This window comes from Collinsella aerofaciens (assembly GCF_040910325.1).
Lineage (GTDB): Bacteria > Actinomycetota > Coriobacteriia > Coriobacteriales > Coriobacteriaceae > Collinsella > Collinsella aerofaciens_BL.
In genome coordinates, this window is sequence record NZ_JBDGAV010000001.1 from 83,091 (window position 1) to 107,412 (window position 24,322).

Consider the following 24,322-nt stretch of genomic DNA (forward strand, 5'->3'; position numbering starts at 1 on the left):
TTTGTCGTTAGCAAATCCTCGGCAGCTGCTCTCCCACGAGCATGTCGAGTATGCGGGTCGAGCCCCAGCCGGTGCGTACGCGCACGGCGGGGCGGGCGTCCTCGGCAAGCGGCAGCACGCGACCGATGATGGCGGCATTCTCGCCGTAGCGGGCGGCGCGCATGGCGGCCAGTGCCGCATCTGCCTGTTCGGCCGGCACCACGGCGACCATCTTGCCCTCGTTTGCCACCTGCAACACATCATAGCCGAGCATCTCGCAGGCTGCCTGCACGTCGGGGCGTACGGGCACGGCATCCTCGTCGACCTCCATGGCAACGCCGCTGGCCTGGGCAAACTCGTTGAGCGTGGACGCCAGGCCACCGCGAGTGGGGTCGCGGAAGCAGCGTGTGTCGGGTGCTGCGGCAAGCACATCGGCAATCAGGTGGTTGAGCGGCGCGGCGTCGCTTTCGATGGTGCTCGAAAACGCCAGACCCTCGCGCTGACTCATGATGGCGATACCGTGGTCGCCGAGTGTACCCGACACCAGGATGACATCGCCAGGCTGGCAGTTGGCGCCGCTGAGCGCCACGCCCTCGGGCACCTCGCCCACGCCGGCGGTATTGATGTAGACGCCGTCGGCCCCGCCGCGCTCGACCACCTTGGTGTCGCCCGTGATGATCGCCACGTCCGCCTCGCGCGCCGTTTCGGCCATGGTCTGCACGATTTGACGCAGCTTGTCCATGGGGTAGCCCTCTTCGAGGATAAAACCGCATGAGAGGTAGCGCACGTTGGCGCCCGAGGTCGCGACGTCGTTAACGGTTCCGCACACGGCGAGTCGGCCGATATTGCCGCCGGGGAAGAACTGCGGCGAGACTACAAAGCTGTCGGTCGACATGGCGATGCGCCCGCTCGCGGGCAGCGCAGCGACGCCGGCATCGTTGCCCTCGAGCAGTTCGGGCGACCCAAAGGCATCCAAAAAGACCTCATCGATGATGCGTTTCATCATCTGGCCGCCAGAGCCGTGGCCCAACAGGACAGTGCTATCGGTGGCAGTACGGGACATATCGAAAACTCCAATCGAGGACGGAATTATATGGGTGAGGTGCAGCGTCGACCGGCCCGCCGTTCGTTAGAGCGGCGGAACTCATTAGCCTCGGTAGCGGAAATATGCTGCACAGCTGCCCTCGGAACTCACCATGCAGGGGCCGACGGGATGCTCGGGTGTACAAGCTTGGCCGAACAGAGGGCAGTCGCTCGGCGTAATGGCCCCGCGCAGCACGTCGCCGCAGCGGCACCCACGCGGCTCGACCGTCGTCTCAACGGGCACGTCAAAGCGAGTGCGGGCATCAAAGCGCGAGAACTCGGGGCGGATGGAAAGGCCCGAGTTGGCAATCGGCCCCAGCCCGCGCCACGTGGTGTCGCATGGCTCAAACACCTGCTCGACCAGCTGGCGCGCCACGGGGTTGCCGTTCGCATTGACACCGCGGCGGTAGGCGTTGTCGATCGCCGGCCTGCTCTCGACAACCATCTGGACCAGCATGCAGATGCCCTGCAAGATGTCGACCGGCTCAAATCCCGTGACCACACCCGGGGTATTGAACTCGTCGACCAAAAAGCTAAAGGGCGCCAGGCCCGTGATGGTGGCGACGTGGCCCGGCAGGATAAAGCCGTCGATAGTGGTCTCGGGATCGTTGGCGATGGCGCGCAGCGCCGGCGGCGTGGTCTTATGGGCACAGTAGACCGAGAAGTTCTGCAGCCCGCGCGCGTCTGCCTCCAGGATGGCGGCGGCGATGGTAGGCGTCGTGGTCTCAAAGCCGACGCCCATAAAGATGACCGGGCGATCGGGGTTGTGTTCGGCGATATCGAGTGCATCGAGCGGGGAGTACACAATGCGAATATCGCGCCCCGCCGCCTTTTGCGCGGCGAGCGAGGTAGACGACCCGGGCACGCGCATCATGTCGCCAAAGGTGGTGATGATGGCGCCGTCCATCTTGGCGAGCGCGATTGCATGGTCGATATCGCGGTTGGCGGTAACACAGACGGGGCAACCCGGACCGCTCAGCAGTTTGAGCCCGGCAGGCATAATGGAGCGAAAGCCATAGCGACCGATGCTCACGGTGTGCGTGCCGCAGACTTCCATAAGGTTGATGCTGCGGTTGCCGACAAGCTCATGAATGCGCCCGATGAGCTCGCGAGCCAGCTTAGGATCGCGGAATGCCGAGAAGTCGATACCAGAGCGCGCCGGCTGTCCGGCCGCCACTAGTAAGCCTCCGCCGGGTTGGTGGCGAGCTGGTCCTCTTCGGCCAGCTCGGCCATGGTATTGACGAGCTCGAGTGTCTCTTGGGCCTCCTGCTCGTCGACAATCTGAATGCCAAAGCCGGCGTGCACGAGAATATAGTCGCCTACCTGTGCCGTCGGCACGAGGCGCAGCGAAACGGGGCGCTCGATGCCCATCATGTCGACGGTCGCCTTAAGGTCGTCGTCGCGTTTGACCACTTTACCGGGAACGGCAAGGCACATAATGTTCCCCTTTTATACGTTTTGCGCTGGATAGGCGCCTAATTACCCATCAGTTGATGGTAGCGCTCGCGGGAGTCACGAGCAAACGCGTTACACCTGTGAGACGGCGGCGCGCAGACTGGCAAAACAGCCTATCGCGATGTTGTCTGCGCAAGACGAGCGCTTGCGACCGCCGCCTGGCCGTAGGCGATGCAGCCGTCATTGACGGGTGCGGTGTGGGGGACAAGGACAGTAAGGCCTGCGCTTTTGAGCTCGCGGGTGAGGAACTGAAGCAGGAGTCGGTTCATGAACACGCCGCCCGAGAGCACGACGGTGTCGATGCCTTCACGGACGCAGATCTCGCTTGCGATGCGGGCCGACGCGCGTGCGATGGTGACATGGAAGTCGAGCGCGAGCTTGCCGGCGGGCACGCCGGTCCTGATTCCCTCCAAAAGCGCCTCAAAAAGCGGTCTGGAGTTCAGAACATGGCAGTCGTCCGGACGGGATGATTCGGTTACGGAAAAGCTGGCCATATTGCCGGTGGGGCAGGCACTTTCACTGCTGAGCGCGCGCCAGGCGGCGGCTTCGAATTCTATGGCGGGTTCGCCCTCGTAGGTTGTCTTGTCGCAGATGCCCAGAATTGCTGCCGCGGCATCAAAGAGACGCCCCATGCTGCTGGTACGCGGGCTGTTGATGCCGCGCTCGATCATGGTGGCTGTCACGCTGCGCGTTTGCTCGTCGAGGCTGTCCAAAAGCCGAGCGGCGCCTGGGTGCTCGAGCAGGCCGAGCTCACTGAGCAGGGCAAAGGCGTTGCGGCGGGCGTCGCGCACGGAGGCCGCCCCGCCGGGGAGCGCCCAGGTGCGCAAATGCGCGGCGCGCTCAAAGCCGCCAAGGCTGGCAACAAGAAACTCGCCGCCCCAAATGGTCCCATCGGTACCGGCGCCGGTGCCGTCAAAGGCGATGCCAAGGACGCGCGCGTCGGTTGTAAGCTGGCCCGCGGCGATAGCCTCGGCCATTACGCTCGCGATATGCGCATGATGGTGCTGCACCTCGACGAGCGGCAGATTGCATTTTCGCGCCTGCTCGCGCGCCCACTGGCTCGATAGATAGCTGGGATGTACATCGCAGGCTAAGGCGGCGGGCGCCAAGTCAAAGAGATCTTCCAAGCGCGTGCGCGCGGCGTTCCAGGCATCGAAGGTCCCGCCGTTTTCAACATCGCCGATATGCTGCGACACAAAACAGGTTGCCTCGCCGTTCGCCCCTTCACGCGTGAGCGCAATCGTGGCCTTTTGTTGTGGCCCGCAGGCGAGCACGCAGGACGGAGCGCCGTCGAGCGCCGGCAGCGGCAGCGGCTGGGGTGCATATCCGCGAGCGCGGCGCACGGGCATAACGGCGCCGTCGACCACGCGCACTACAGAGTCGTCGTAGCGCGAGAGGATCGCGCGGTCGTTACCGAGCAACGCGTCGGCGATGCCGGCGGCAACGAGGTGTTCCCAGGCAAGATCGTCGTCGGTCTCGATGGGCTCTTCGCTCAGGTTTCCGCTGGTCATGACGAGCGCGTGCATACCGCGGGCTTCTGCCGCGGCAAGCAGCAGATGCTGAAGCGGGGTGTAGGGGAGCATAACGCCGAGCTCGGGCAGGTCGCGCGCGACGGACGGTGCGAGCGCGAGGGCGTCGGGAGAATCACCGCTCTCGCAAACAGCACGTCGGCGCAGCAGCACAATGGGGCGAATGCTGCCGGCCAGCAAGCCGCGCTCAACGTCGCTGATATGGCACAGGCGTTCAGCGTCGGCAAGGCTGCGCACCATAACGGCAAGTGGCTTGTTGCTGCGGCGTTTACGGCGGCGAAGCTCGGCTACCGCCTGCTCGTTGGAGGCGTCACAGGATAGATGGAATCCGCCCAGGCCCTTGATGGCGACGATGCCACCAAGGGCCAGCAGCTCAACGCAGCGGTCGATAATGGCGTCGCTGGTCTCGCGCGTGGTGCCGACGGCCAGCGGCGCGGCGGCTTCGCCCGGCTCATCGCCCACGCTCGCTTCGCGCCACATGATATGCGGCCCGCAATTAAAGCAGGCATCGGGCTGCGCGTGAAAGCGACGGTCGAGCGGATTGGCATACTCCGCGGCACACTCAGGGCACATGGGAAAACGGTCCATCGAGGTAGCCGCTCGGTCATAAGGCAGCGATCGGATGATGGTAAAGCGTGGGCCGCAGTTAGTGCAGTTGATAAAGGGGTAGTGATAGCGTCGGTCGGCGGGATCGAACAGCTCGCGCAGGCAATCGTCGCAGGTGGCGATATCGGGCGAGACGAGCGTCGTGTGCGCGGTCTGGTCCTGCGATGCTACGATGCGAAAACCCTCTTCATTGGCGGCATCCCAACCGTTGGCTGCCAGGTCCACAACCTCGACATGCTCTACGCGGGCTGCCGCAGGCGCATGCTCAGAAAGCGCGGCAACAAAAGCATCGAGCGCACCGGCCAGAGCATGCGCTTCGATATGCACGCCGTCGCCCGCGTTGAGCACCCATCCGCAAATGCCATGCGCCATGGCCTCGCGATACACAAACGGCCGCATGCCAACGCCCTGCACAATGCCCGTTACATGAATATGCACATGCCGCATGCGACACCCCTCATCAAAACCGACCAAATAGGGACAGGTGCGCTACAGCCCCAGGCTCTGCTTGGTGGCGGCGCACGTGAGCTCGCCGTGCTTAACGCCGCGCAGGCCCAGCAGACGGTCGGCTAGTTCGTAGACGCGCTCGCCGCGACCCTTGAGCGCCAGAATCTCCAAGCAGTTGTGGTGATCCAGATGCACGTGCATGGTCGATACGATCTCGTCGGTGTAGTCGTGCTGCACTTCGTCCAGACGGCGCGTCAGGTCGCCGGTATGGTGGTCGTAGATCATGGTGAGCGACCCGATAACATGCTCATCGGGCGTGCGCATCTGCTCCTTGGCGATCGAGGCGCGAATCAGGTCGCGCACGGCCTCGGAGCGGTTGGCCACGTCGCCGCGGCGCGCGATCTGTTCGTCAAAACGGCGCAGCAGGTCGTCCGGTGCGGTAACCGAAAAACGGACCAGCTCGGAGCCGGAACCACTACAGCGGCAGCCCGCGTCACCGTCCGCCCCGTGCGGATGCTCGTGCTCGTACCCGCAGCCGTGCTCGTGTTCGGCCACGTTACACCAGCTTCACGGAGCCGACGGAGTTGTGGTCGGCCTCGATGGCCTCTTCGTAGCCCTCGAGTGCGTCGTGGGCCTCGTGCAGCGCGGCCATGGCTGCCTCGAGCTTGGCGCCGATGCGCTCCATGTCAAAATTCTCGGTCGCATGCAGCAGCTGATGGCTCCACTCGTGAGCGAGCTCGATGGTGTCGTCGACCTGCTTGACGCTCATGGCAAGCTGGCTCATGTTCATTCCAACATCATGCATGGGAAATCTCCTTTTGTATGGGGCAGTTCAGTGGTTCAGATTTTACTACGCCCACTCTGTGCGCAGCTGCATAAGAAAACGGGTGCGAGTCTGTGCGACTCGCACCCGTTCACTGGGGGCTGTTTGTAACTACCATACTATCCGTGGTCGCACGCGCCGCACCCGGCAGTCCGGCGAGCGGTGCAAAACCGCTCATGGACGGCGGGTAAGTAACAAGCGTATTACAGATGCTTCTCCAGCAGCGCCTGCAGCCTCGCCTTGGGCAGAGCGCCAACCGAGCGGTCAATCTCCTCGCCGTTCTTAAACACAATCAGCGTGGGGATGCTCATGACGCCATACTTCATGGCCAGGTCCTGGTTATCATCGACGTTGCATTTGGCAACGGCAAGCTTACCCGCCAGCTCATCGGCAACCTCGTCAACGATGGGCGAGAGCGATCGGCAGGGCCCGCACCACGGTGCCCAAAAATCGACCAGCACGGGCAGGCTGCCGTTAACGATGGAATCGAAGTTCTCGGGGGTAATCTGCTTAATGTCAGCCATGGTGACCTCCATAATGTGACGCGGCTCAGCCGCGTAAAACTCAGTACGACCGTGCTTATACCCAGCGGCCCGCAAAGCAACCACTCGCGGGCGGCTCTTTTATCAAAAGCGCCGCAAAACCCCTTTCTTCAGATATGGGGATATAAGGCGCATCGGCGTCAGCCGATATACATATACGGCTGCAAGTGGTATACTGTTTTCATGGATAGATACAGGAGCAACGACAACATAGTCTGGGACTGCGACTACCATGTGGTCTTCTGCCCGAAATACCGCAGGAAGGTGCTCGTGGACGGCATCGGCTCCCGCTTCGAGGAGATCGCGCACGAGGTCGCGGAGGAACTCGATTTCGAGATAAGGGAAATCAAGGTCATGCCCGACCGCGTGCACATGCTCGTCTCAGTCGACCCCCAGTTCGGCATCCACCGGGCCGTGAAGCGCATCAAGGGCAGGACCAGCCACGACCTGCGCGCCGAGTTCCCGCAGCTGAAGCGCAAGCTGCCGACGCTCTGGACGAACAGCTACTTCGTCTCGACCGTCGGCGGGGCGACGCCCGAGGCCGTCAGGCAGTATATCGAGGACCAGAGGAACGCGTGAGGGCCATGGACAAGACCTTCGAGTACCGCATATACCCGAGCGCCGAGCAGGAGGCCCTCCTGCAGAAGACCTTCGGCTGCTGCCGCTGGGTCTACAACAGGGTGCTGGCGATGAGGCGGGACGAGTACGCGCGGACGGGCAAATCGAGGCACATCAACTCCTACATCACCCAGATCCCCGCCTGGAAGAGGGCGGACGCGCCGTGGCTCTCCGAGGTGGACTCCATGGCACTGCAGCAGTCCCTGCGCGACCTGGACAAGGCATTTAAGAACTTCTTCCGCGCACCAGGCAAGGTGGGCTTTCCGAAGTTCAAGTCCAAACGCGCGGGGAGGAAGAGCTACCGCACGAACGGCGTCGGGATAATCGACGCCAGGCACGTGAGGCTGCCAAAGCTGGGGACCGTCAGGGCGCGGGTGAGCCGTCCCGTGGAGGGGCGCGTCCTGTCCGCGACGGTCAAGCAGGTGCCGAGCGGCAAGTACTACGTGGCGATATGCTGCGTGGACGTCCCCGCCACGGACGCGCCGGCCCCGACCGTCGGGTTCCTGGGAGTCGATGCGGGAATACACGACATAGCCACCTGCTCCACGGGGGAGCGCCTGCCCAACCCCAAAAACCTGCAAAGGAGCGAGAGGAGGCTGGCGCGGGAGCAGCGGCGGCTCTCGCGCAAGCGGAAGGGCTCCGCAAATCGCGCCAGGCAGCGTGTCAGGGTCGCGCGGGCGCACGAGAAGGTTGCCAACCGGCGGAAGGACGCCCTGCACAAGTTCACGACGCATGCGGTGGGAGAAAGCCAAAACATCGCGGTCGAGGACCTGAACGTCAGGGGCATGCAGAGGAACCGCCGCCTCGCCAAGGCCGTGGGCGATGCCGCCATGTCGGAGCTGGCGCGCCAGCTCGAGTACAAATGCGCATGGTCGGGGCGCGGCTTCGTAAGGGTGGGCAGGTTCTATCCGTCCAGCAAGACGTGTTCCGCATGCGGTTACGTCTACAGGGGACTGACGCTGGCCGAACGGGTATGGGACTGCCCCGCGTGCGGCATGCGTCACGACCGCGACCTGAACGCCGCCGTCAACATCGCCCGCGAGGGAAGGAGAATCCTGGAAGGTACCGCAGGGCATGCGGGAACCGCGGCAGACGCCGCAAACGCTTGTGGAGAGGGCGTAAGACCTACGGCTGCATGCGCAGTCTAGGCAATTCTCGGTGAAGCAAGAATCCCCTGGCTTTAGCCATGGGGAGTGTCAAATAATGGTGGGCACGCAAACGATTGGAGAGCGCATACCTATGTCACAAAGCCAGAAAAAAGAAGCCATCGCCCAGGCGGCCGAGCAGGAGCTCGCATCGCTTGCGGGTCGTGGCGTGCGCATCGCAGGCAACGCGTGCTCGCCGATTGTGCTGGTAAAAGGCGATTTGGATGAGACCGAGCGCTCGGGCGGCGAGCTTGCCGCAGGCGCGGATGGCGCGGCGCTGCGTAAGGCGCTCGGGGCCATCGGTTATGCGCCCGAGGATTTTTGCGTGCTGGCAAGCGTCGCCGGTGCGGGCGACGGAACGGTGGCGGTGGGCCATGCCCTGCCGTGCGAGCTGTTCCGCGAGGCGCTCGAGGCGCTGGACCCCGAGGCGGTGCTGTTGCTGGATGATCGTGCGGCCGATACCATGCGCGAGACCTATGCCGATATGCTCGTGGCGATCGATGACTTCGACACCGCCATGCTCAAGCCCGGCTTGATCGCCCATGTGCAGGGTCGCCGCGTGCTCGCGCTCGACGGTTTTGAGGCGGCGCTCACTGACAAAGCCGCCAAGCAGCGCATGTGGGCATACATCAAGCAGCTGACCCCGGCGGCCGCTCCGCTGTAGCGGATTGGCGCCGGTAAGGCGGCCCTGACGGGTCGAGCGCGGCGCCGGCTTATCGCGTCCCTACATCACAGCGCGCGGCTCAAACCGATCGCCGTTAATGCGGAACTGACAGTTGCCGTTCATGCGCTCCACGGCAAGCTTAATGCTCTTGGTGCCAAAGCCGTGACCGGCATGTTGGGTCACGGGCATGCCATCGACCATGCGCGGCGCGCGCCCAAACGTATTGGAAACCAAAAGCAGCAGCTGGCCGTCCTCCAATCGTAGGTCAAAGTCGACGAATCGCTTTCCTTGGGGTGCAGCGCTTGCGGCGGCGATAGCGTTTTCCAAGGCATTTGAGAGCACGCTAAACAGGTCGGCGTCACCTACGTGGATGGTTTCGGGTACGGAGGCGCGCAGGTTGGCGGTAATGCCGTTTCTATTGATATCCGAGTTAAATGACGAAAGCGCAATGTTTACGGTCTCGTTGGCACAGTAGCGGCGCACGGCGGTGCGGTCGTTTGTCTCACAGAGTTCGTTGATGCGCCCGAGCGCCTCGTCGACGTGACCCTCTTCGATTAAAACCGCAAGGCCGCGCAGGAAGTGCCGCATGTCATGGCGCAGAACCGAAAGCTCGCGTCCAGATTGACGCCAGGCTTCGAGCTCTTTGATAGCTGCGCTATCGCGGGTCTCGAGCATCCAACGCTCGCGCTCGGCGGCCTCTTTAGCCTCGTATTCGCGCAGATACACAGCAAGAAACATAAGGTAGAAAGCGCAAAGCGCAAACGCCAAAAACTCAACGGTCACAACCGAGCCCGAGTGGAACAACGTGGTGTAGACGTTGGTGGCGTAGTCAAAGATGTAATAGACGAGCGGCAGGATGAGCAGAATCTCGAGCTCGGTAGGGCTTTTGACTGCCAAGCGCGGACCGATGTCGCCGGCCCAGTGCAGCAGGAGCGCAAAGACGGCGACCGTGGTGATAATGCGTGTCGCGTAGTACGCGATTTGCGAGCCGCAGGCGGCGAGCGCGGCGATGCCCATCCAGTTGCTAAATTGGCAGCTCAGGTATGCGCTGGTGACGCCGAGCATAACGAGCAAAGGGCTCAGCCGATAGCGCGCGCACAGATAGATGACGAGCGGCAGATGCACGACGAGCGGATACACCTGTCGAGCGAAAAGTTCGCCGCCAAAGACATTGGCGAGCGCAAAGGCGGTACCGGTGAGCACGTCAACCGCGATCAGCTCAAGCGCATGACGGCGGTTGATCTCGACCCCGCACAGCGCTGCCGAGGCGAAAACGCCAAAGAGCAGGGTCGTTGCGTGGTGGATTGCCCAAAGCAGCATTTCGGCCGTGGGGAGGAGCATCAGTGCCTCCCGCCCTCAAAGCGCGCCGCAAAGTAGGCATCTTGGAACCCCTGCTTGCAACTGCGTGCCAACGGGATACAGGCGCCCGATCTCATGAAGATCTCCGTGCGGTCAAAGTGATCGATATTGCGCAGGTTGACCTGGTAGCTGCGGTGGCATTTAAAGAAGACTGCGTTTTGCTCCAAGCGGTCCTCGACGCTGTGGAACGACTCGAGTGCCTCGATGTCGCGTCCGTCGCGCAGGTGGAAGACCACGTGCTTGTTGCGCGCCTCGGCATATTCGATGTCGGACAGGCGCAGGGCGTGGTAGCCAAAGGAAGTTTTGATTACGAGCTCGTCGGTTGCCGCCGGGCGCATGCTCGAAAGCTCGTCGAGCAACTGCGCCAGGCGTTCGTAAGTCACGGGCTTGAGCAGATAGTCGAAGGCACGGACCTCGTAGGACTCCAGTGCGAACTCGGGCGACGAGGTGAGAAACACCAGGCGCACGGCGGTGTCGGCCTGGCGCAGTTCGCGTGCGGTGTCCATGCCGTTGACGAGCGGCATGATCATGTCGAGCAGAATGATGTCGGCGCGCGATGCGGCATGGCGGGCCAGCAGGTCCTCGCCACGCGTGACGAGCGCAACATCGACCGCCGTGCCCGTCTCGCTCGACCAACGGTCGATCATCCGGTGCAGTCTATCTAGAAAAGCGACGTCGTCGTCGCAGGCAATAATCTTGAGCATTCTGAGCCCCCTTAGTAGTTCGATTTTGCCACATTGGGTGCGGACCGCTCGCGGAGGCGTGTCCCATTTGCGCCCCACGTCGCGCAACTCGCGCCGAGCGGTATTGCGGTGGCAAAAGATGCTTCCTGCGCTATCGAGAGCTCGGCTATCCTCAGCTTGCCAGTTCGAAAATGGACCTGCCATATGATTGAATCTTTATTTCAACTTTACACCTAGGTTTACAGCTGTCTTGTCAGCTGTAAACCTAGGTGTCATACTAAAGCCCCAAGATTCGCCAAAAGAGAGGGGCCTTGATGGCACAGAGCGCGAACATGGATGCATCGGAGCTTGCACGCGACATTGCGGCCGGCCTGGCATCGGCAACGACGGCAACGGAGCGCGCGGCATTGGTGCCCGCAGAGCTCGTCGAGGCCATTCAGCAACTTAAAACCAAACGCGACGCGGTGATCCTGGCACACTATTACGTGGCACCCGAGGTCCAGGCTGTGGCCGATTACGTCGGCGACAGCTTCTACCTGGCAAAGCTTGCCAAGAGCCTGCCGCAGCAGACCATCGTGTTGTGCGGCGTGGAGTTTATGGGCGAGAGTGCCAAGCTGCTCAACCCCACCAAGACCGTGCTGCTGCCCGAGCCGGGCGCGGACTGTCCCATGGCGCACATGGTCAAGCGCGAGACGGTCGACGCGGCGCGCGCCGAGTACGGCGACGACCTGGCTGTCGTCTGCTACGTCAACTCCACGGTTGAGATCAAGAGCTGGAGTGATGTGTGCGTCACCAGCTCCAACGCCGTCAAGATCGTGTCTGAGCTGCCGCAGCAGCATGTCCTGTTCATCCCCGATCAAAACTTGGGCCGCTTCGTAGCCGAGCAGGTGCCGCAAAAGCACGTCATTCTCAACAAGGGCTACTGCCCGCGCCACCACATCATCACCGTCGAGCAGATCGTCGACGCGACGGAGGCCCACCCCGACGCGCTCGTACTGGCGCATCCCGAGTGCAAAGCCGATGTGCTGGCCGAGGCCGACTACATCGGCTCCACCGCCGGCATCATCAAGTATGCCGAGGAGTCGGACGCCAGCGAATTCATCATCGTGACGGTCCGCGGCGTGCTCTACGAGCTCGAGCGCCGCTGCCAGGGCACCGGCAAAAAGTTCTACTTCCCCGCGGTGCAGCCCACCTGCGTCAACATGGATCTCATCACGCTCGAAAAGCTCGTGCGCTGCCTGGAGACGGGCGAGGGCGAGGTGCAGATCGGCGTCTCGGACGAGGCTGCCGACCAGGCAAAACTTACGCTCGACCGTATGCTCGAGTGCGCAGCGCGCTAGAACAATGTGGCATGAGGGACGGTTCCTTATGTCACATTACAAAGGAGAGGATTCCTGTGGAAACCAAGCAATACCCCGATATGGAGTGCGACGTCGTCATTGCCGGCTGCGGCGTGGCGGGCCTGTACGCAGCTCTCAACCTGCCGATGAGCACGCGCGTGATCATGCTTTCCAAGGGTGCTGTCGACGAGTGCGATTCGATGCTCGCGCAGGGCGGCATCTGCGTACTGCCCGAGGGCTCGGACTACGATGCCTTCTTTGAGGACACCATGCACGCCGGCCATTACGAGAACCGCTGCGAGAGCGTCGACATCATGATCCGCTCGAGCCGCTCGGTCATCAACGACCTGCTAGCGATGGGTGTGGATTTTGAGCGCAAGGCCGACGGCAGCCTCGACTTTACCCGCGAGGGCGCGCACAGCCGTCCGCGCATCGCCTTCCATGCCGATATCACCGGCAAGGAGATTACGACCAAGCTGCTCCAGGCCGTTCGCAAGCTGGATAACGTGCAGATTTTGGAGCACGTAGCCATGACCGATATCCTGACGGGCGAGCGTGACGGCGCCACGGTGTGTGCCGGTGTCGTCGCCGTTCCCGTGGACGAGGACAACTCGGTTCGCCCCGCCGACGAGCTGACAAATGCCGCCGAGGGCGTGCATGCCGGCGAGCCGTTTAAGATCCATGCCCGCCACACGCTGTGGGCGACGGGCGGTATCGGCGGCGTATACGACCACTCGACCAACTACCCGCAGCTCACGGGCGACGCCTGCTACATTGCTCAGGAGCATGGCATTAAGATGGAGCACTTGGACTACGTGCAGATTCACCCCACGGGACTGTTCTCGCCGCAGCCGGGCCGCACCTTCCTGATCAGCGAGAGCTGCCGCGGCGAGGGCGCGATTTTGCTCAACGCCGCCGGCGAGCGCTTTACCGACGAGCTTCAGCCGCGCGATGTGGTCGCTGCCGCTATTCGCGAGCAGATGAAGCAGGACGGCATCGAGCACGAGTGGCTGAGTTTTGCCCCCGTCGAGCGCGATGTGGTGACCGGGCACTTTGCCAATATCCGCGCGCGCTGCCTGGAGGACGGCCGCGACATCTTGGACGAGCCCATCCCCGTTACGCCCACGCAGCACTACTTTATGGGCGGCGTGTGGGTCGACAAGGACGGCCGCACCTCGATGCCCGAGCTCTACGCCGCCGGCGAGACGGCCTGCAACGGCGTTCACGGCAAGAATCGCCTGGCTTCAAACAGCCTGCTCGAGGCGCTGGTCTGGGGTCGTCGCGCCGCGTGGTATATGCGTACCGGCGAGTCACTGGCCGTGGAGCAGGCAGGCGATCCCGCGCTCGATGGCCGTCATCGCGCCCTGGGCGCCGACACCCTGGCAATCGATGATTTGGCCCGTGCCGCCGGCACGCAGGCCGTGGAGGAGTAGACCATGAATCCCATTACCATGAAGCTCGTCGTCGATGATCTGATTCTGCAGGCCCTGCGCGAGGACATTACCTTTGAGGACGTGAGCACGGCGAGCGTGTGCCCCACGGCGCGTCCCGCCACGGTGGAGCTTATCGCCAAGGCCGACGGCATCATCGCCGGCTTGGATGTGTTTGCCCGCACCTTTGAGCTGCTGGATCCGCAGAGCTCGGTGCTGTTTGATGTCGTCGATGGCGACGAGGTGCATGCCGGCGATCACGTGGGCCAGGTGCGCGGCGACGCGCGCGTGTTGCTTTCGGGCGAGCGCGTGGCGCTCAACTACCTGCAGCGCATGAGCGGCATCGCTACTTACACGCATCGGATGGCGGCTGCGCTCGAGGGCACCAAGACCGTGCTTGTCGACACGCGCAAGACCACGCCGGGCATGCGCGTGTTTGAGAAGGCGGCGGTTGAAATCGGCGGCGGCAGCAACCACCGCTACAACCTGTCGACGGCCGTCATGCTCAAGGACAACCACATCGATGCCGCCGGTGGCGTGACGCGCGCGATCGAGATGGCGCGCGCCCATGCGTCGTTTACCACGACGGTCGAGATTGAGTGCGAGAATCTGGACATGGTGCGCGAGGCCGTGGAGGCCGGTGCCGACATTATCATGTTCGACAACATGACCCACGACGATATGGCTGCCGCGATTGAGCTTATCGCCGGCCGTGCTAAGACCGAGTGCTCGGGCAACGTGGACGCCAGCAATATCCGCGCGCTCGCCGACCTGGGCGTTGACTTTATTAGCTCGGGGGCGTTAACGCACTCCGCGCCGATCCTCGACCTCTCGCTTAAGCACCTGCGTCTGCTGGACGGTAAATAATGGACGCCCGCGAGCGTCGCCGTGCCATCATGGCCGTGCTCGAGGGGGCCAAGGGGCCCGTATCGGGCAGCGCGCTTGCCCGCGAGGTGGGTGTGAGCCGCCAGATCGTGGTGCAGGACATCGCCCTGCTGCGCGCCGATGGGCACGATATCGTGGCGACCAACCGCGGCTACGTGCTGCAGGAGGCGCCCAGCAGCCCCGCCGTGCCTACGCGCTTGGTCAAGGTTCGCCACAGCGTGGAGCAGGCAGGCGATGAGCTCACGAGTATCGTCGACGCGGGTGGCGCCGTGCTCAACGTGATCGTCAACCATCGTGTGTACGGCAAGATCACGGCCGACCTGGACATCCGCAACCGCCGCGATGTCGAGCGCTATCTGCGCGATATCGAGAGCGGCAAGAGCTTTCCGCTACTAACGGTGACGAGCGGCTATCACTTCCATCGTATTGCGGCGGAGGACGAACAGACCCTCGACGAGATCGAGGCGATGCTCAAGGAAAAAGGCTACCTAGCAGACCTGATGCCCTACGAGGATGATTTGTCCTAGCCCGACACCGTCTTTATAAGTTGCGGTGAAATAGTTCCTACAATCGGCATCTAAGCAATGAGCCAGGAACTATTCCACCGCAACTGCCCACACATGCAAAAGGAGGCCTCCGCGGCGATGCGGAAGCCTCCTTTTTTGTGCACGGTGTACTTTTGAGTGTGCAAGTGGGGGAGTTGTTACTCCTCGACGATCTCGGTGATCGCGCCAGCGGGGCAAGCGTCCTGGCAAGCGCCACAGGCGACGCAGGAGTCCTCGTCAGCGACGGTAGCGACGTCCTGGAGCTCCAGAACGCCAGCGGGGCAGGAGTCGACGCAAACGCCACAAGCGATGCACTCGTCGGCATCAATTACGGGATGAGCCATGGTAGTTTCCTCTCTGTTGACCGACGCTACAGGCGATGCGCGCCGGTTTGATTCGGGCAAAAACATACCACGGGAGCGACTGTTTGCAATACCCTCTGGCCGGCATCTTCATACCGTTCGCCGAGTATGCCGCGGCTTACTAAAAAACATGCAGGTGAGGCCGTTGAGCTGCGTAAATGTTAGCTAAAGGTGACTTGAAATATAGGGCGATTGAGCGTGCTTTTGGAAAGCGTGTCCCGGAATCGACGCTCAAAACGGGTCACGCCTTCCTCGGGGTAGCCCCAAGACCACTCCGTGTGGCTCCGGCCCAAACCTCAGCCATCTCTACATAGATCTCGATAGATTTGCCCAGAACTCAAACAGGGCGTCTACCTGCGTATTTGCGAACCTAAACTCTTGGCAATAAGAAATCTTATATGAATTGACTTAGATTTTGTATATTCCGGCCCATAAGGGGATACACTACATCCTGAAAGACAAGCCGAAACACCGCTCGGCAGACCGCCGAGTCGGTGCAAACGCACAAGAGAGAGGGAATTTCTAATGGGCAAGATTCTTGGTATCGACCTTGGTACTACTAACTCCGCAATGGCCGTTCTCGAGGGCGGTTCTCCGACCATTATCGTGAACGCCGAGGGCGACCGCACCACCCCGTCCGTCGTGGGCTTCCGTGCCGACGGCGACCGCGTCGTGGGTAAGGCCGCTAAGAACCAGGCTGTCACCAACCCCAAGAACACCGTGTTCTCCATCAAGCGCTTCATGGGCCGCAAGTACTCCGAGTGCACCTCCGAGATCAAGACCGTGCCGTATGAGGTCAAGGAGGGTCAGGGTGGCCGTGCCGTCGTCGACATCGAGGGCAAGGATTACACCGCTGAGCAGGTGAGCGCCATGACGCTCGCAAAGATGAAGGCTGACGCCGAGAAGTATCTGGGCGAGACCGTCACCGACGCCGTCATCACCGTTCCGGCCTACTTCAACGACGCCCAGCGTCAGGCCACCAAGGACGCCGGTAAGATCGCCGGCCTCAACGTCAAGCGTATCGTCAACGAGCCGACCGCTGCTGCTTTGGCCTATGGCCTGGACAAGCAGGGCACCGACCAGCGCATTCTGGTCTTCGACCTGGGCGGCGGTACCTTCGACGTCTCCATCCTCGACCTCGCCGACGGCGTGTTTGAGGTTCTGTCCACCTCGGGCGACAACCACCTGGGCGGCGACGACTGGGATCAGCGCGTCATCGACTGGATGGCCGATAAGTTCCAGCAGGAGAACGGTGTCGACCTGCGTCAGGACCCCATGGCCCTGCAGCGTCTGAAGGAGGCCGCCGAGAACGCCAAGAAGGAGCTCTCCGCTGCCCAGCAGACCACCATCAACCTGCCGTTCATCACCATGAACCAGTCCGGCCCGCTGCACCTCAACTACACGCTGACCCGCGCCGAGTTCGAGAAGATCACCCGCGACCTGCTCGAGCGCTGCAAGCAGCCTGTCACCAACGCCCTGCGCGACGCCAAGCTTAAGCTCTCCGATCTGACCGAGGTCATCCTCGTCGGCGGCTCCACCCGTATGCCCGCCGTTCAGGAGCTCGTCAAGACCATGACCGGCAAGCAGCCCAACATGTCCGTGAACCCCGACGAGGTCGTTGCTGACGGCGCTGCCGTCCAGGGCGGCGTGCTCACCGGCGACGTCGAGGGCATCCTGCTGCTCGACGTTACCCCGCTGTCGCTGGGCGTCGAGACCATGGGCGGCATCATGACCAAGATGATCGACCGCAACACCACGATCCCGACCTCCAAGACCGAGGTCTACTCCACCGCTGCCGACAACCAGACCAGCGTCGAGATCAACGTGCTCCAGGGCGAGCGCGAGCTTGCCCGCGACAACAAGTCGCTCGGTAAGTTCCAGCTGACCGGTATCCCGGCTGCCCGCCGCGGCGTGCCGCAGATCGAGGTCACCTTCGACATCGACGCCAACGGCATCGTCAAGGTCTCCGCTAAGGACAAGGGCACCGGCAAGGAGCAGCAGATCACCATCTCCGGCTCCACCGCGCTTTCCGACGACGAAGTCGATCGTATGGTCAAGGACGCCGAGGCTCATGCCGAGGAGGACAAGAAGCAGAAGGAGGAGGTCGAGGTCCGCAACCAGACCGACAGCCTGTGCTACTCCACCGAGCAGACCCTCAACGAGCTGGGCGACAAGGTTTCCGCCGACGTGAAGTCCAAGGCCGAGGCCGCTATCGCCGACGCCAAGAAGGCGCTCGAGGGCTCTGACGTCGAGGCTATCAAGGCCGCCGGCGAGTCCCTGCAGTCTGTGGCCTACGAGCTGGCCCAGGTTGTCTACGCCGACGCTCAGCAGCAGACCGACGGTGCCGCCGGCGCCCAGCCTGCCGACGATGACGTTGTCGACGCCGACTACGAGGTTGTGGACGACGAGGACAAGTAATCATGTCCGCTCGTAAAGCTCGCACGGAGGCGGCTGCCGCTGGTGCCGCCCCCGTTGACTCTGAGGAGAAGGACGTGAAGATTCCCGTAGAGGCCGTCGACGATACCGAGGCCAATGAGGCCGCGGCCGCCGAGGCTGCCGAGAACCAGGTAGAGGATTCCAACAAGGAGGCGACGATGACCGAGGACGAGATGGTGGAAGCCGCTATCCGCGCCGGTGAGGAAGCCGCCGACAACGACTTTAAGCTCAAGTTCGAGCAGGCCCAGAAGGAGCTTGCCGACGTGCGCCATGAGCTCGATGCTGCGGCAGAGGCTCAGAAGGCCGCCGAGGACAAGGCAAAGGACGCCACCGAGCGCACCGCCCGTCTGCAGGCCGACTGGGAGAACTTCCGTCGCCGCACCGCCAACGAGCGCATCGCCGAGCGCGAGCGCGCGACCGAGAAGCTCGTCACCGCGCTGCTGCCGGTGGTCGACGATATCGAGCGTGCGATTGACCATGCCCGTAGCCAGGAGCTTTCCGACGACTTTAAGCAGTTCGTCGATGGCGTTGACGCGGTGCATGCCAAGCTGCTCGACGTGTTCGCGCATGAGGGCGTTGAGCCCATCGACCCCAAGGGCGAGGCGTTCGATCCGCTCGAGCACCAGGCCGTGGGACGTGTCGAGGACGCAGCGCAGTACGACGAGACCGTCAACGACGTGTACCAGAAGGGCTACCGCATGGCGGACCGCATCCTGCGCTCCGCGATGGTGACGGTGACCTACGGTGGCGAGAAGCGCCCCGCACCGGAGCCCGAAGCGGCGCCCGAGGATGCTGCGGCCGATACGGCCGAGAGCACCGAGGAGTAATTGAGAAGGGCCCCGGGGCAACACCCGGGGCCCTTTCTGGCCTAGTGCTATATGAAAGCATGAGCCGCCGTCCGCGGGGACGGCGGATGAAACAGGAGAGGAGCTACGATGGCTGCAGGCAAAACCTTCTATGACATCCTGGGCGTATCCAAGAGCGCCTCCGACAAAGAGATCAAGAGCGCGTTTCGCAAGCTCGCGCAAAAATATCACCCCGATGCCGGCGGCGACGAGGCCAAGTTTAAGGAAATTAGCGAGGCCTACGAGACGCTTTCGGACGAGAAGAAGCGCAAAGAGTACGACCAGATGCTCATGTTCGGCGGCATGCCGGGCGCGGGCGGTGCGTATGGCGGCGGCTACGGTGCCGGCGCTGGTACGAGCGGCTGGGGCGATATCTTCGACAGCATCTTTAGCGGCAACGGTGCCTGGGGCAGCGATTGGGGCTCGGGCTTTGCCGGGACCGCGGGCGCTGCCGGTGCCGGCGCGGGCCGCAACCGCGCGCGCAAGGGCGGCGACCTGTCGCTGACCGTCGACGTAACGGCCGAGGACGCGTTTCGCGGCGTGACGCACAAGGTCACCTACCGCATTCCCTCGACGGGCGAGCAGCAGACCATTACGGTCTCGGTGCCCGCGGGTGCCGTGGATGGCGGCAAGCTGCGTTACAAGCGCCGCGGCGAGTACGGCGTTGCCGGAGGCGAGCGCGGCGACCTGGTCGTGACCACGCACGTGGAGGAGCATCCGCTGTTTAAGCGCAAGGGCGCCGACGTGACCATGGAGGTGCCGATCTCGGTCTACGAGGCGGCGCTCGGCTGCACGGTGGACGTGCCCACGCCCGGTGGCGCGACGGTTCGTCTGAAGGTGCCCGCGGGTACCCAGACGGGCAAGAAGTTCCGCTTTAAGGAGATGGGCGCGCCCGACGTCAAACATCGCGGCCGCACGGGCGCGCTGCTTGTCGAGATCAAGGTGCAAGTTCCCACGAACCTGTCCGGCGACGAGCGCGAGGCCATGACCAAGTTGCGCGAGGCCGACACGCGCGACTATCGCGAGAAGGTCAACCGTTACAAGGCGACGTACTAGTTTGGTTGCACGGCCCGCGGGCTAGCCGTAGGCCTATGATTGAGATGTGCGAGACGGAAAGGGGTCAGGTAGCATGGCCGAGGACAATAGGAACAAACCGCTGTACATGATTAGCGTGGCGGCCGAGCTGACCGGCATGCACCCGCAGACTCTGCGCGTCTACGAGTCCAAGGGCTTGGTGAACCCCCAGCGCTCGGGCGGCAACACGCGTCTGTATTCGCGTGCCGATATCGAGCGCCTGGAGCTTATCAACCAGCTCACCGACGAGGGCATTAACCTTGCCGGCGTGGTGCGTATTCTCGATATGAAGGAGCGCGCCGAGGAGCGCGAACGCGAGAACGAGAAACTCCGCGCCCGCGTGCGTCAGCTCGAGGAAGAGCTGCACGAGTACAAGATGCAGAAGAAGATCACCGCCCTGGCTCCGCGCGACGGCTCGGTTAACCCCGAGCAAGTCATGCGCAAGCTACTGGGTGCGGGAGGAGATCTGTAGGTTCCGCCGTTCTGCCGAACGGCGGCCCTGCCGACGCTGCGCGGGCCGCATTTGGACAATCTGACGTTCAACTTCAAGGGCGCGACCAGAAGGTCAGCGCCCTTTCGCTTCACGTCACCTTGTCTCAAATGCGGCTCGCTCGCTGTCCGTCCTCAACCTGCGACGTTGTTTTGGCTGGCACTTGGGGACGTTCCTTTTGTGCCGGCACTTGGGGACACTCCTTGCACCGATACCGCCCTCTGCTTTACTGAGATAAAGTGAACGCCGAGATTCGTAACCCGCTGGCAATCGTTCTATGGCACGATATTGAACGAATGTATGCTATGCGCCCGAGCCTTTCGGGCAGAGTGGGAGACAGTATGGTCAAGCTGTACGAGGACGGCATCTACCTGCGCGGTGGCAGCGAGGTTGTGCCCGCGGCCGAGGCTGCTGAGCGCGGCATTACGCAAACGCCCGAGGACGCCAAGCGCGGCACCATCGCTTATTCGATTCTTCAGGCACATAACACGTCGGGCGACCCCGAGGCGCTCAAGATCCGCTTCGATGCCATGGCGAGCCACGACATCACCTTCGTCGGCATTATCCAGACGGCGCGCGCTTCGGGCATGGAGCAGTTCCCGCTGCCCTACGTGCTCACCAACTGCCACAACTCGCTGTGCGCCGTGGGTGGCACCATCAACGAGGACGACCACGTCTTCGGCCTTTCGGCTGCCAAGAAGTACGGCGGCATTTTCGTCCCGCCCCACATCGCGGTCATCCACTCCTTTATGCGTGAGAACTTCGCCGGCTGCGGCAAGATGATCCTGGGCTCCGACTCGCACACCCGCTACGGCGCCCTGGGCACCATGGCCGTGGGCGAGGGCGGCGGCGAGCTGGCCAAGCAGCTGCTGCGCGACACCTACGATGTCGCCTATCCCGGCGTCGTGGCCATCTACCTCACGGGTGCCCCGCGCCCCGGCGTCGGCCCGCACGATGTAGCGCTCGCCATCATTCGTGCCGTCTTTGCCAAGGGCTACGTCAAGAACAAGGTTATGGAGTTCGTGGGCCCCGGCATCGCGAGCATGACGACCGACTACCGCAACGGCGTCGACGTCATGACCACCGAGACCACCTGCCTCTCCTCCATTTGGGCTACCGACGAGGACACGCACGCGTTTTTGACCATGCACGGCCGCGGCGACGACTACCGCGAGCTCAAGCCCGCCGATGTCGCCTACTACGACGGCTGCGTCGAGGTCGATCTGTCGAGCATCAAGCCCATGATCGCCCTGCCGTTCCATCCTTCCAATGGCTTTGAGATCGACGAGCTCAACGAGAATCTTGAGGACATCCTGCACGAGGTCGAGCTCGAGGCCGCCAAGATCGGCGAGGGCAAGACGCACTTTAGCCTGCTCGACAAGATCGTCGACGGCAAGCTGCACGTGCAGCAGGGCGTTATCGCCGGCTGCTCGGGCGGCAACTACGATTCCGTGGTGCAGGCGGCCCGCGTGCTCAAGGGCGCCAACACCGGCTGCGGCGAGTTCTCGCTGTCGGTCTATCCCACGAGTCAACCCGTGGCGCTCGAACTCACGCGCCGCGGCTACATCTATGACCTTATGGAGGCCGGCGCGATCGTGCGTACGGCGTTCTGCGGCCCGTGCTTCGGTGCCGGCGATACACCTGCCAACAACGGCCTGTCCATCCGCCACACCACGCGCAACTTCCCCAATCGTGAGGGTTCCAAGCCGGGTAACGGCCAGCTGAGCGCCGTGGCCCTGATGGACGCTCGTTCCATCGCGGCGACCGCTGCCAACGGCGGCGTCCTGACGCCTGCGACCGACCTGCCCGAGGAGACCTGGGACGAGGCCTGCGAGTACACCTTCGACGACGCGCCGTACAAGAAGCGCGTGTATTGGGGCTTTGGCAAGGCTGAGCCTGCCGACGAGCTGGTCGAGGGACCCAACATCAAGCCGTGGCCCGCGATGGAGCCGCTCGGCGACGACATCCTGCTCAAGGTGTGCTCCAAGATTATGGACCCGGTCACCACGACCGACGAGCTCATTCCCTCGGGCGAGACGAGCTCCTTCCGCTCCAACCCGCTGGGCCTGGCCGAGTTTACGCTCAGCCGTCGCGACCCTGCCTACGTGGGTCGCTCCAAGGAGGTCGATGCCGTGGAGAAGCGCCGTGTTGCCGGTGAGGCTGCGGGCGACTTGGCCGAGCTCGATGCCGAGCTTGCCGGTGTGTTTGAGGCGCTGGCTAGCGCGGGTGTCGCGGCCGATGCCAAGACGACCGAGTACGGCTCCATGATCTACGCCAAGAAGCCCGGCGACGGCTCCGCCCGCGAGCAGGCCGCGAGCTGCCAGCGCGTGATCGGCGGCCTGGCCAATATCGTCCACGAGTACGCCACCAAGCGCTATCGCTCCAACGTGATGAACTGGGGCATGGTGCCCTTCCAGATGGAGACCGAGCCCAACTTTGAGGTGGGCGACTACGTCTTCGTGTCGGGTATTCGCGCCGCGCTCGACGGCGACCTGAAGGACATCGCCGCCTACGTGGTGCGCGCCGATGGTGCGGTTGAGCAGATTGAGCTCTACATTGCCGACATGACGGCAGAGGAGCGTGCCATCGTCAAGGCCGGCTGCCTGATCAACTACAACAAGTTCAAGGCCGCTGCCGAGTAACGTTGCTGTACGCCCCGGACACACCTTTCCCTCGTGCTCACGCGCTTCGCGAGGGTCGCCCGAGGGAAAGGTGTGGCAGGGGCTACCGCGACGTTCTCGTTGGGTCTTGAGGGACGCTAATAAATAGACTTGCTTGATGCCGCCTCTGTTATCGGGGCGGCTTCTTTTGTCGAAAACCACCATGAAGGGGTAGGCGCCTTTGCGGTGGTTCCGTTTGTCTCGACCTGTAACATCTGGGCCCCTATTTGACGAGCGGTTGTTACAGATTGAGACAAACGATCGCCGCCGATCATTTCATCTCAATCTGTAACATCTAGGATCGAAAAGGGCCGCTAGATGTTACAGATCGAGACAGTGGAACATCGGAGCCGAAACCACCACAAAGGTGCCTGCCCGGCGGGTCCTTATTTCGATGGGGTCCAGGTTATTTCATCGTCAAATAGCCAAGTGCGTGCCGAGCCACTGTTGCGCGCTGTCTGCGGATCGGGCTCGCAGGTTTGTTCGTAGGCATCCTCGGTACACCGATCCATAAAATCGACGACTGCCGTCTGGTCGCCCTCCATGACGTAGATTACGTCGCCATCCGAGATATAGACCCCCGGTCCTTCATTGTCCACGCAGCCGGGGTCGTATGAGACGTTGCACAATTTGCTCCCGTTTGCCGCATCGAGCTCAAGGGTCGAATGATACCCGCCAACCATTTGGCCGTTCTTGGCTCGATATGTTGCGGCGCCCACCGCTTAAACGTCTTGCCTTTGAGTAAACTGGTTGCCTTACCGATAAGCTGCTCATTTTGGGTATAGCGCGTGGCTCCAAGTTCGATTCGGGGATAGTTACTGACCCCAAGCGCTGCGGGCGTACCGTCGAAATCGACGGTGATCGAATCGGGTTTGACGATATCGGTGAGGATTTCGATGGGGTAGCTTACGGTTTCAACCGCCGCCTGCGTTGCCGAGGCAGGGAGAAATGCGAGATAGATAATTCCTACGCCGACTGCGGTAATCGCAAACGCTAAGACGAGCAGGCCGATATAGGTGGAGCGTTTCACGGCGGGTACCTCGCAAACAGTATGCATTCATTAAGATAAGCGATACCAGCTTACGACAATATTCAAAAGAAAGCGATCGGTCGAAATGACGGGGCGAAAAGGCCCTATTGGGCTTCGATTTGACCTCTAATAGGAATATTTGCCCCACTCATTCTGGGCGAGAGGTCAATAATTCAGTTCACGAGTCTTGAGCGATACTATTCTCACTAAACTCACTATTTTCACAGTAAGCACTATAAATACGATAGGGAGGACGACGAGAACGTTGTGACGTGCGATAGCTAAGCCGTTT

At 62.5% G+C, this 24,322-nt stretch carries 23 protein-coding genes; 12 read left to right on the forward strand and 11 right to left on the reverse strand.

The features are described from left to right. Positions 1-7: 7 nt before the first annotated feature. The 7 genes from hypE to trxA form a co-directional block, all read right to left on the reverse strand. Positions 8-1,042 (reverse strand): hydrogenase expression/formation protein HypE, encoded by a 1,035-nt coding sequence (gene hypE, locus AB5Z25_RS00330; RefSeq protein WP_195232889.1) that lies wholly within the window; start codon positions 1,040-1,042, stop codon positions 8-10. 84 nt (positions 1,043-1,126) lie between these two features. Beyond that, positions 1,127-2,239: a hydrogenase formation protein HypD gene (gene hypD, locus AB5Z25_RS00335; RefSeq protein WP_368134492.1), complete on the reverse strand. Its 1,113-nt coding sequence runs from the start codon at positions 2,237-2,239 to the stop codon at positions 1,127-1,129. After that, complete coding sequence (locus AB5Z25_RS00340) at positions 2,239-2,499, reverse strand: HypC/HybG/HupF family hydrogenase formation chaperone (protein ID WP_117736746.1); 261 nt, start codon at positions 2,497-2,499, stop codon at positions 2,239-2,241. Before AB5Z25_RS00340 ends, hypD begins: the two co-directional genes overlap by 1 nt. A gap of 131 nt (positions 2,500-2,630) precedes the next feature. After that, a complete protein-coding gene (hypF, locus tag AB5Z25_RS00345) occupies positions 2,631-5,099 on the reverse strand; it encodes a carbamoyltransferase HypF (protein WP_368134494.1) in 2,469 nt (822 codons plus the stop codon). Positions 5,100-5,141: 42 nt separating this feature from the next. Continuing rightward, the gene (nikR, locus tag AB5Z25_RS00350) at positions 5,142-5,654 is read right to left on the reverse strand and encodes a nickel-responsive transcriptional regulator NikR (RefSeq protein ID WP_199580128.1); all 513 of its coding nucleotides are present in this window, start codon (positions 5,652-5,654) and stop codon (positions 5,142-5,144) included. A 1-nt stretch (position 5,655) separates the two neighbouring features. Next, positions 5,656-5,904, reverse strand: a complete 249-nt coding sequence (locus AB5Z25_RS00355) for a hypothetical protein (RefSeq protein WP_006235225.1) — start codon at positions 5,902-5,904, stop codon at positions 5,656-5,658. 221 nt (positions 5,905-6,125) lie between these two features. After that, entirely contained in the window at positions 6,126-6,446 is a 321-nt protein-coding gene (gene trxA, locus AB5Z25_RS00360; protein ID WP_195535683.1) for a thioredoxin, read from the reverse strand. 201 nt (positions 6,447-6,647) lie between these two features. On the opposite strand from trxA, the gene tnpA reads away from it, so the two are divergent. From tnpA to AB5Z25_RS00375, 3 genes are all read left to right on the forward strand, one after another. Next, entirely contained in the window at positions 6,648-7,043 is a 396-nt protein-coding gene (gene tnpA, locus AB5Z25_RS00365; RefSeq protein ID WP_195364121.1) for an IS200/IS605 family transposase, read from the forward strand. A 5-nt stretch (positions 7,044-7,048) separates the two neighbouring features. Further along, positions 7,049-8,230 carry an RNA-guided endonuclease TnpB family protein gene (locus AB5Z25_RS00370; protein ID WP_368134497.1) on the forward strand — a complete coding sequence of 394 codons (1,182 nt, stop codon included), beginning with the start codon at positions 7,049-7,051 and terminating at the stop codon, positions 8,228-8,230. Positions 8,231-8,321: 91 nt separating this feature from the next. After that, positions 8,322-8,891, forward strand: a complete 570-nt coding sequence (locus AB5Z25_RS00375) for a hypothetical protein (protein ID WP_368134498.1) — start codon at positions 8,322-8,324, stop codon at positions 8,889-8,891. A 60-nt stretch (positions 8,892-8,951) separates the two neighbouring features. Here the strand turns inward: AB5Z25_RS00375 and AB5Z25_RS00380 are convergent, their stop codons facing one another. After that, on the reverse strand, positions 8,952-10,232 hold the full coding sequence (locus AB5Z25_RS00380) for a sensor histidine kinase (protein WP_368134499.1): 1,281 nt from the start codon (positions 10,230-10,232) through the stop codon (positions 8,952-8,954). Next, positions 10,232-10,954: a LytR/AlgR family response regulator transcription factor gene (locus AB5Z25_RS00385; RefSeq protein WP_368134501.1), complete on the reverse strand. Its 723-nt coding sequence runs from the start codon at positions 10,952-10,954 to the stop codon at positions 10,232-10,234. Before AB5Z25_RS00385 ends, AB5Z25_RS00380 begins: the two co-directional genes overlap by 1 nt. Before the next feature lie 293 nt (positions 10,955-11,247). Here AB5Z25_RS00385 and nadA point away from each other — a divergent pair, with 293 nt between their 5' ends. From nadA to AB5Z25_RS00405, 4 genes are read left to right on the forward strand one after another with little or no spacing between them, the layout of a single operon-like run. After that, complete coding sequence (nadA, locus tag AB5Z25_RS00390) at positions 11,248-12,273, forward strand: quinolinate synthase NadA (RefSeq protein ID WP_368134502.1); 1,026 nt, start codon at positions 11,248-11,250, stop codon at positions 12,271-12,273. A gap of 56 nt (positions 12,274-12,329) precedes the next feature. Continuing rightward, positions 12,330-13,706 (forward strand): L-aspartate oxidase, encoded by a 1,377-nt coding sequence (locus tag AB5Z25_RS00395; protein ID WP_368134503.1) that lies wholly within the window; start codon positions 12,330-12,332, stop codon positions 13,704-13,706. A gap of 3 nt (positions 13,707-13,709) precedes the next feature. Further along, positions 13,710-14,570 carry a carboxylating nicotinate-nucleotide diphosphorylase gene (nadC, locus tag AB5Z25_RS00400; protein ID WP_368134504.1) on the forward strand — a complete coding sequence of 287 codons (861 nt, stop codon included), beginning with the start codon at positions 13,710-13,712 and terminating at the stop codon, positions 14,568-14,570. After that, complete coding sequence (locus AB5Z25_RS00405; protein ID WP_316365645.1) at positions 14,570-15,115, forward strand: transcription repressor NadR; 546 nt, start codon at positions 14,570-14,572, stop codon at positions 15,113-15,115. The genes nadC and AB5Z25_RS00405 overlap by 1 nt, the downstream gene beginning before the upstream one ends. Before the next feature lie 176 nt (positions 15,116-15,291). Here AB5Z25_RS00405 and AB5Z25_RS00410 read toward each other — a convergent pair whose 3' ends face one another. Further along, positions 15,292-15,543: a ferredoxin family protein gene (locus AB5Z25_RS00410; RefSeq protein WP_158564522.1), complete on the reverse strand. Its 252-nt coding sequence runs from the start codon at positions 15,541-15,543 to the stop codon at positions 15,292-15,294. Between the two features lie 477 nt (positions 15,544-16,020). Between AB5Z25_RS00410 and dnaK the strand changes: the two genes are divergently transcribed. The 5 genes from dnaK to AB5Z25_RS00435 all read left to right on the forward strand — a co-directional run bounded on the left by dnaK (position 16,021) and on the right by AB5Z25_RS00435 (position 22,982). Continuing rightward, the gene (gene dnaK / locus AB5Z25_RS00415; RefSeq protein WP_006235214.1) at positions 16,021-17,913 is read left to right on the forward strand and encodes a molecular chaperone DnaK; all 1,893 of its coding nucleotides are present in this window, start codon (positions 16,021-16,023) and stop codon (positions 17,911-17,913) included. Between the two features lie 2 nt (positions 17,914-17,915). Further along, a complete protein-coding gene (locus AB5Z25_RS00420) occupies positions 17,916-18,758 on the forward strand; it encodes a nucleotide exchange factor GrpE (RefSeq protein ID WP_368134505.1) in 843 nt (280 codons plus the stop codon). Between the two features lie 108 nt (positions 18,759-18,866). Continuing rightward, positions 18,867-19,832 (forward strand): DnaJ C-terminal domain-containing protein, encoded by a 966-nt coding sequence (locus AB5Z25_RS00425; RefSeq protein WP_368134506.1) that lies wholly within the window; start codon positions 18,867-18,869, stop codon positions 19,830-19,832. A 73-nt stretch (positions 19,833-19,905) separates the two neighbouring features. Then, entirely contained in the window at positions 19,906-20,322 is a 417-nt protein-coding gene (locus AB5Z25_RS00430) for a heat shock protein transcriptional repressor HspR (RefSeq protein WP_195535675.1), read from the forward strand. 359 nt (positions 20,323-20,681) lie between these two features. Then, positions 20,682-22,982, forward strand: a complete 2,301-nt coding sequence (locus AB5Z25_RS00435) for a hydratase (protein ID WP_368134507.1) — start codon at positions 20,682-20,684, stop codon at positions 22,980-22,982. 571 nt (positions 22,983-23,553) lie between these two features. On the opposite strand, the gene AB5Z25_RS00440 is transcribed toward AB5Z25_RS00435, so the two are convergent. Beyond that, entirely contained in the window at positions 23,554-24,030 is a 477-nt protein-coding gene (locus tag AB5Z25_RS00440) for a hypothetical protein (RefSeq protein ID WP_368134508.1), read from the reverse strand. Between the last annotated feature and the right edge of the window lie 292 nt (positions 24,031-24,322).

Coding starts and splice junctions, on each gene's coding strand:
- AB5Z25_RS00380 (WP_368134499.1), bottom strand. CDS start 10,232: ATGCTCCTCCCCACGGCCGAAATGCTGCTTTGGGCAATCCACCACGCA.
- hypF (WP_368134494.1), bottom strand. CDS start 5,099: ATGCGGCATGTGCATATTCATGTAACGGGCATTGTGCAGGGCGTTGGC.
- AB5Z25_RS00410 (WP_158564522.1), bottom strand. CDS start 15,543: ATGTTTTTGCCCGAATCAAACCGGCGCGCATCGCCTGTAGCGTCGGTC.
- AB5Z25_RS00340 (WP_117736746.1), bottom strand. CDS start 2,499: ATGTGCCTTGCCGTTCCCGGTAAAGTGGTCAAACGCGACGACGACCTT.
- AB5Z25_RS00355 (WP_006235225.1), bottom strand. CDS start 5,904: ATGCATGATGTTGGAATGAACATGAGCCAGCTTGCCATGAGCGTCAAG.
- AB5Z25_RS00405 (WP_316365645.1), top strand. CDS start 14,570: ATGGACGCCCGCGAGCGTCGCCGTGCCATCATGGCCGTGCTCGAGGGG.
- AB5Z25_RS00375 (WP_368134498.1), top strand. CDS start 8,322: ATGTCACAAAGCCAGAAAAAAGAAGCCATCGCCCAGGCGGCCGAGCAG.
- trxA (WP_195535683.1), bottom strand. CDS start 6,446: ATGGCTGACATTAAGCAGATTACCCCCGAGAACTTCGATTCCATCGTT.
- AB5Z25_RS00420 (WP_368134505.1), top strand. CDS start 17,916: ATGTCCGCTCGTAAAGCTCGCACGGAGGCGGCTGCCGCTGGTGCCGCC.
- AB5Z25_RS00385 (WP_368134501.1), bottom strand. CDS start 10,954: ATGCTCAAGATTATTGCCTGCGACGACGACGTCGCTTTTCTAGATAGA.
- nadA (WP_368134502.1), top strand. CDS start 11,248: ATGGCACAGAGCGCGAACATGGATGCATCGGAGCTTGCACGCGACATT.
- AB5Z25_RS00435 (WP_368134507.1), top strand. CDS start 20,682: ATGGTCAAGCTGTACGAGGACGGCATCTACCTGCGCGGTGGCAGCGAG.
- nadC (WP_368134504.1), top strand. CDS start 13,710: ATGAATCCCATTACCATGAAGCTCGTCGTCGATGATCTGATTCTGCAG.
- hypE (WP_195232889.1), bottom strand. CDS start 1,042: ATGTCCCGTACTGCCACCGATAGCACTGTCCTGTTGGGCCACGGCTCT.
- dnaK (WP_006235214.1), top strand. CDS start 16,021: ATGGGCAAGATTCTTGGTATCGACCTTGGTACTACTAACTCCGCAATG.
- tnpA (WP_195364121.1), top strand. CDS start 6,648: ATGGATAGATACAGGAGCAACGACAACATAGTCTGGGACTGCGACTAC.
- AB5Z25_RS00370 (WP_368134497.1), top strand. CDS start 7,049: ATGGACAAGACCTTCGAGTACCGCATATACCCGAGCGCCGAGCAGGAG.
- AB5Z25_RS00425 (WP_368134506.1), top strand. CDS start 18,867: ATGGCTGCAGGCAAAACCTTCTATGACATCCTGGGCGTATCCAAGAGC.
- AB5Z25_RS00430 (WP_195535675.1), top strand. CDS start 19,906: ATGGCCGAGGACAATAGGAACAAACCGCTGTACATGATTAGCGTGGCG.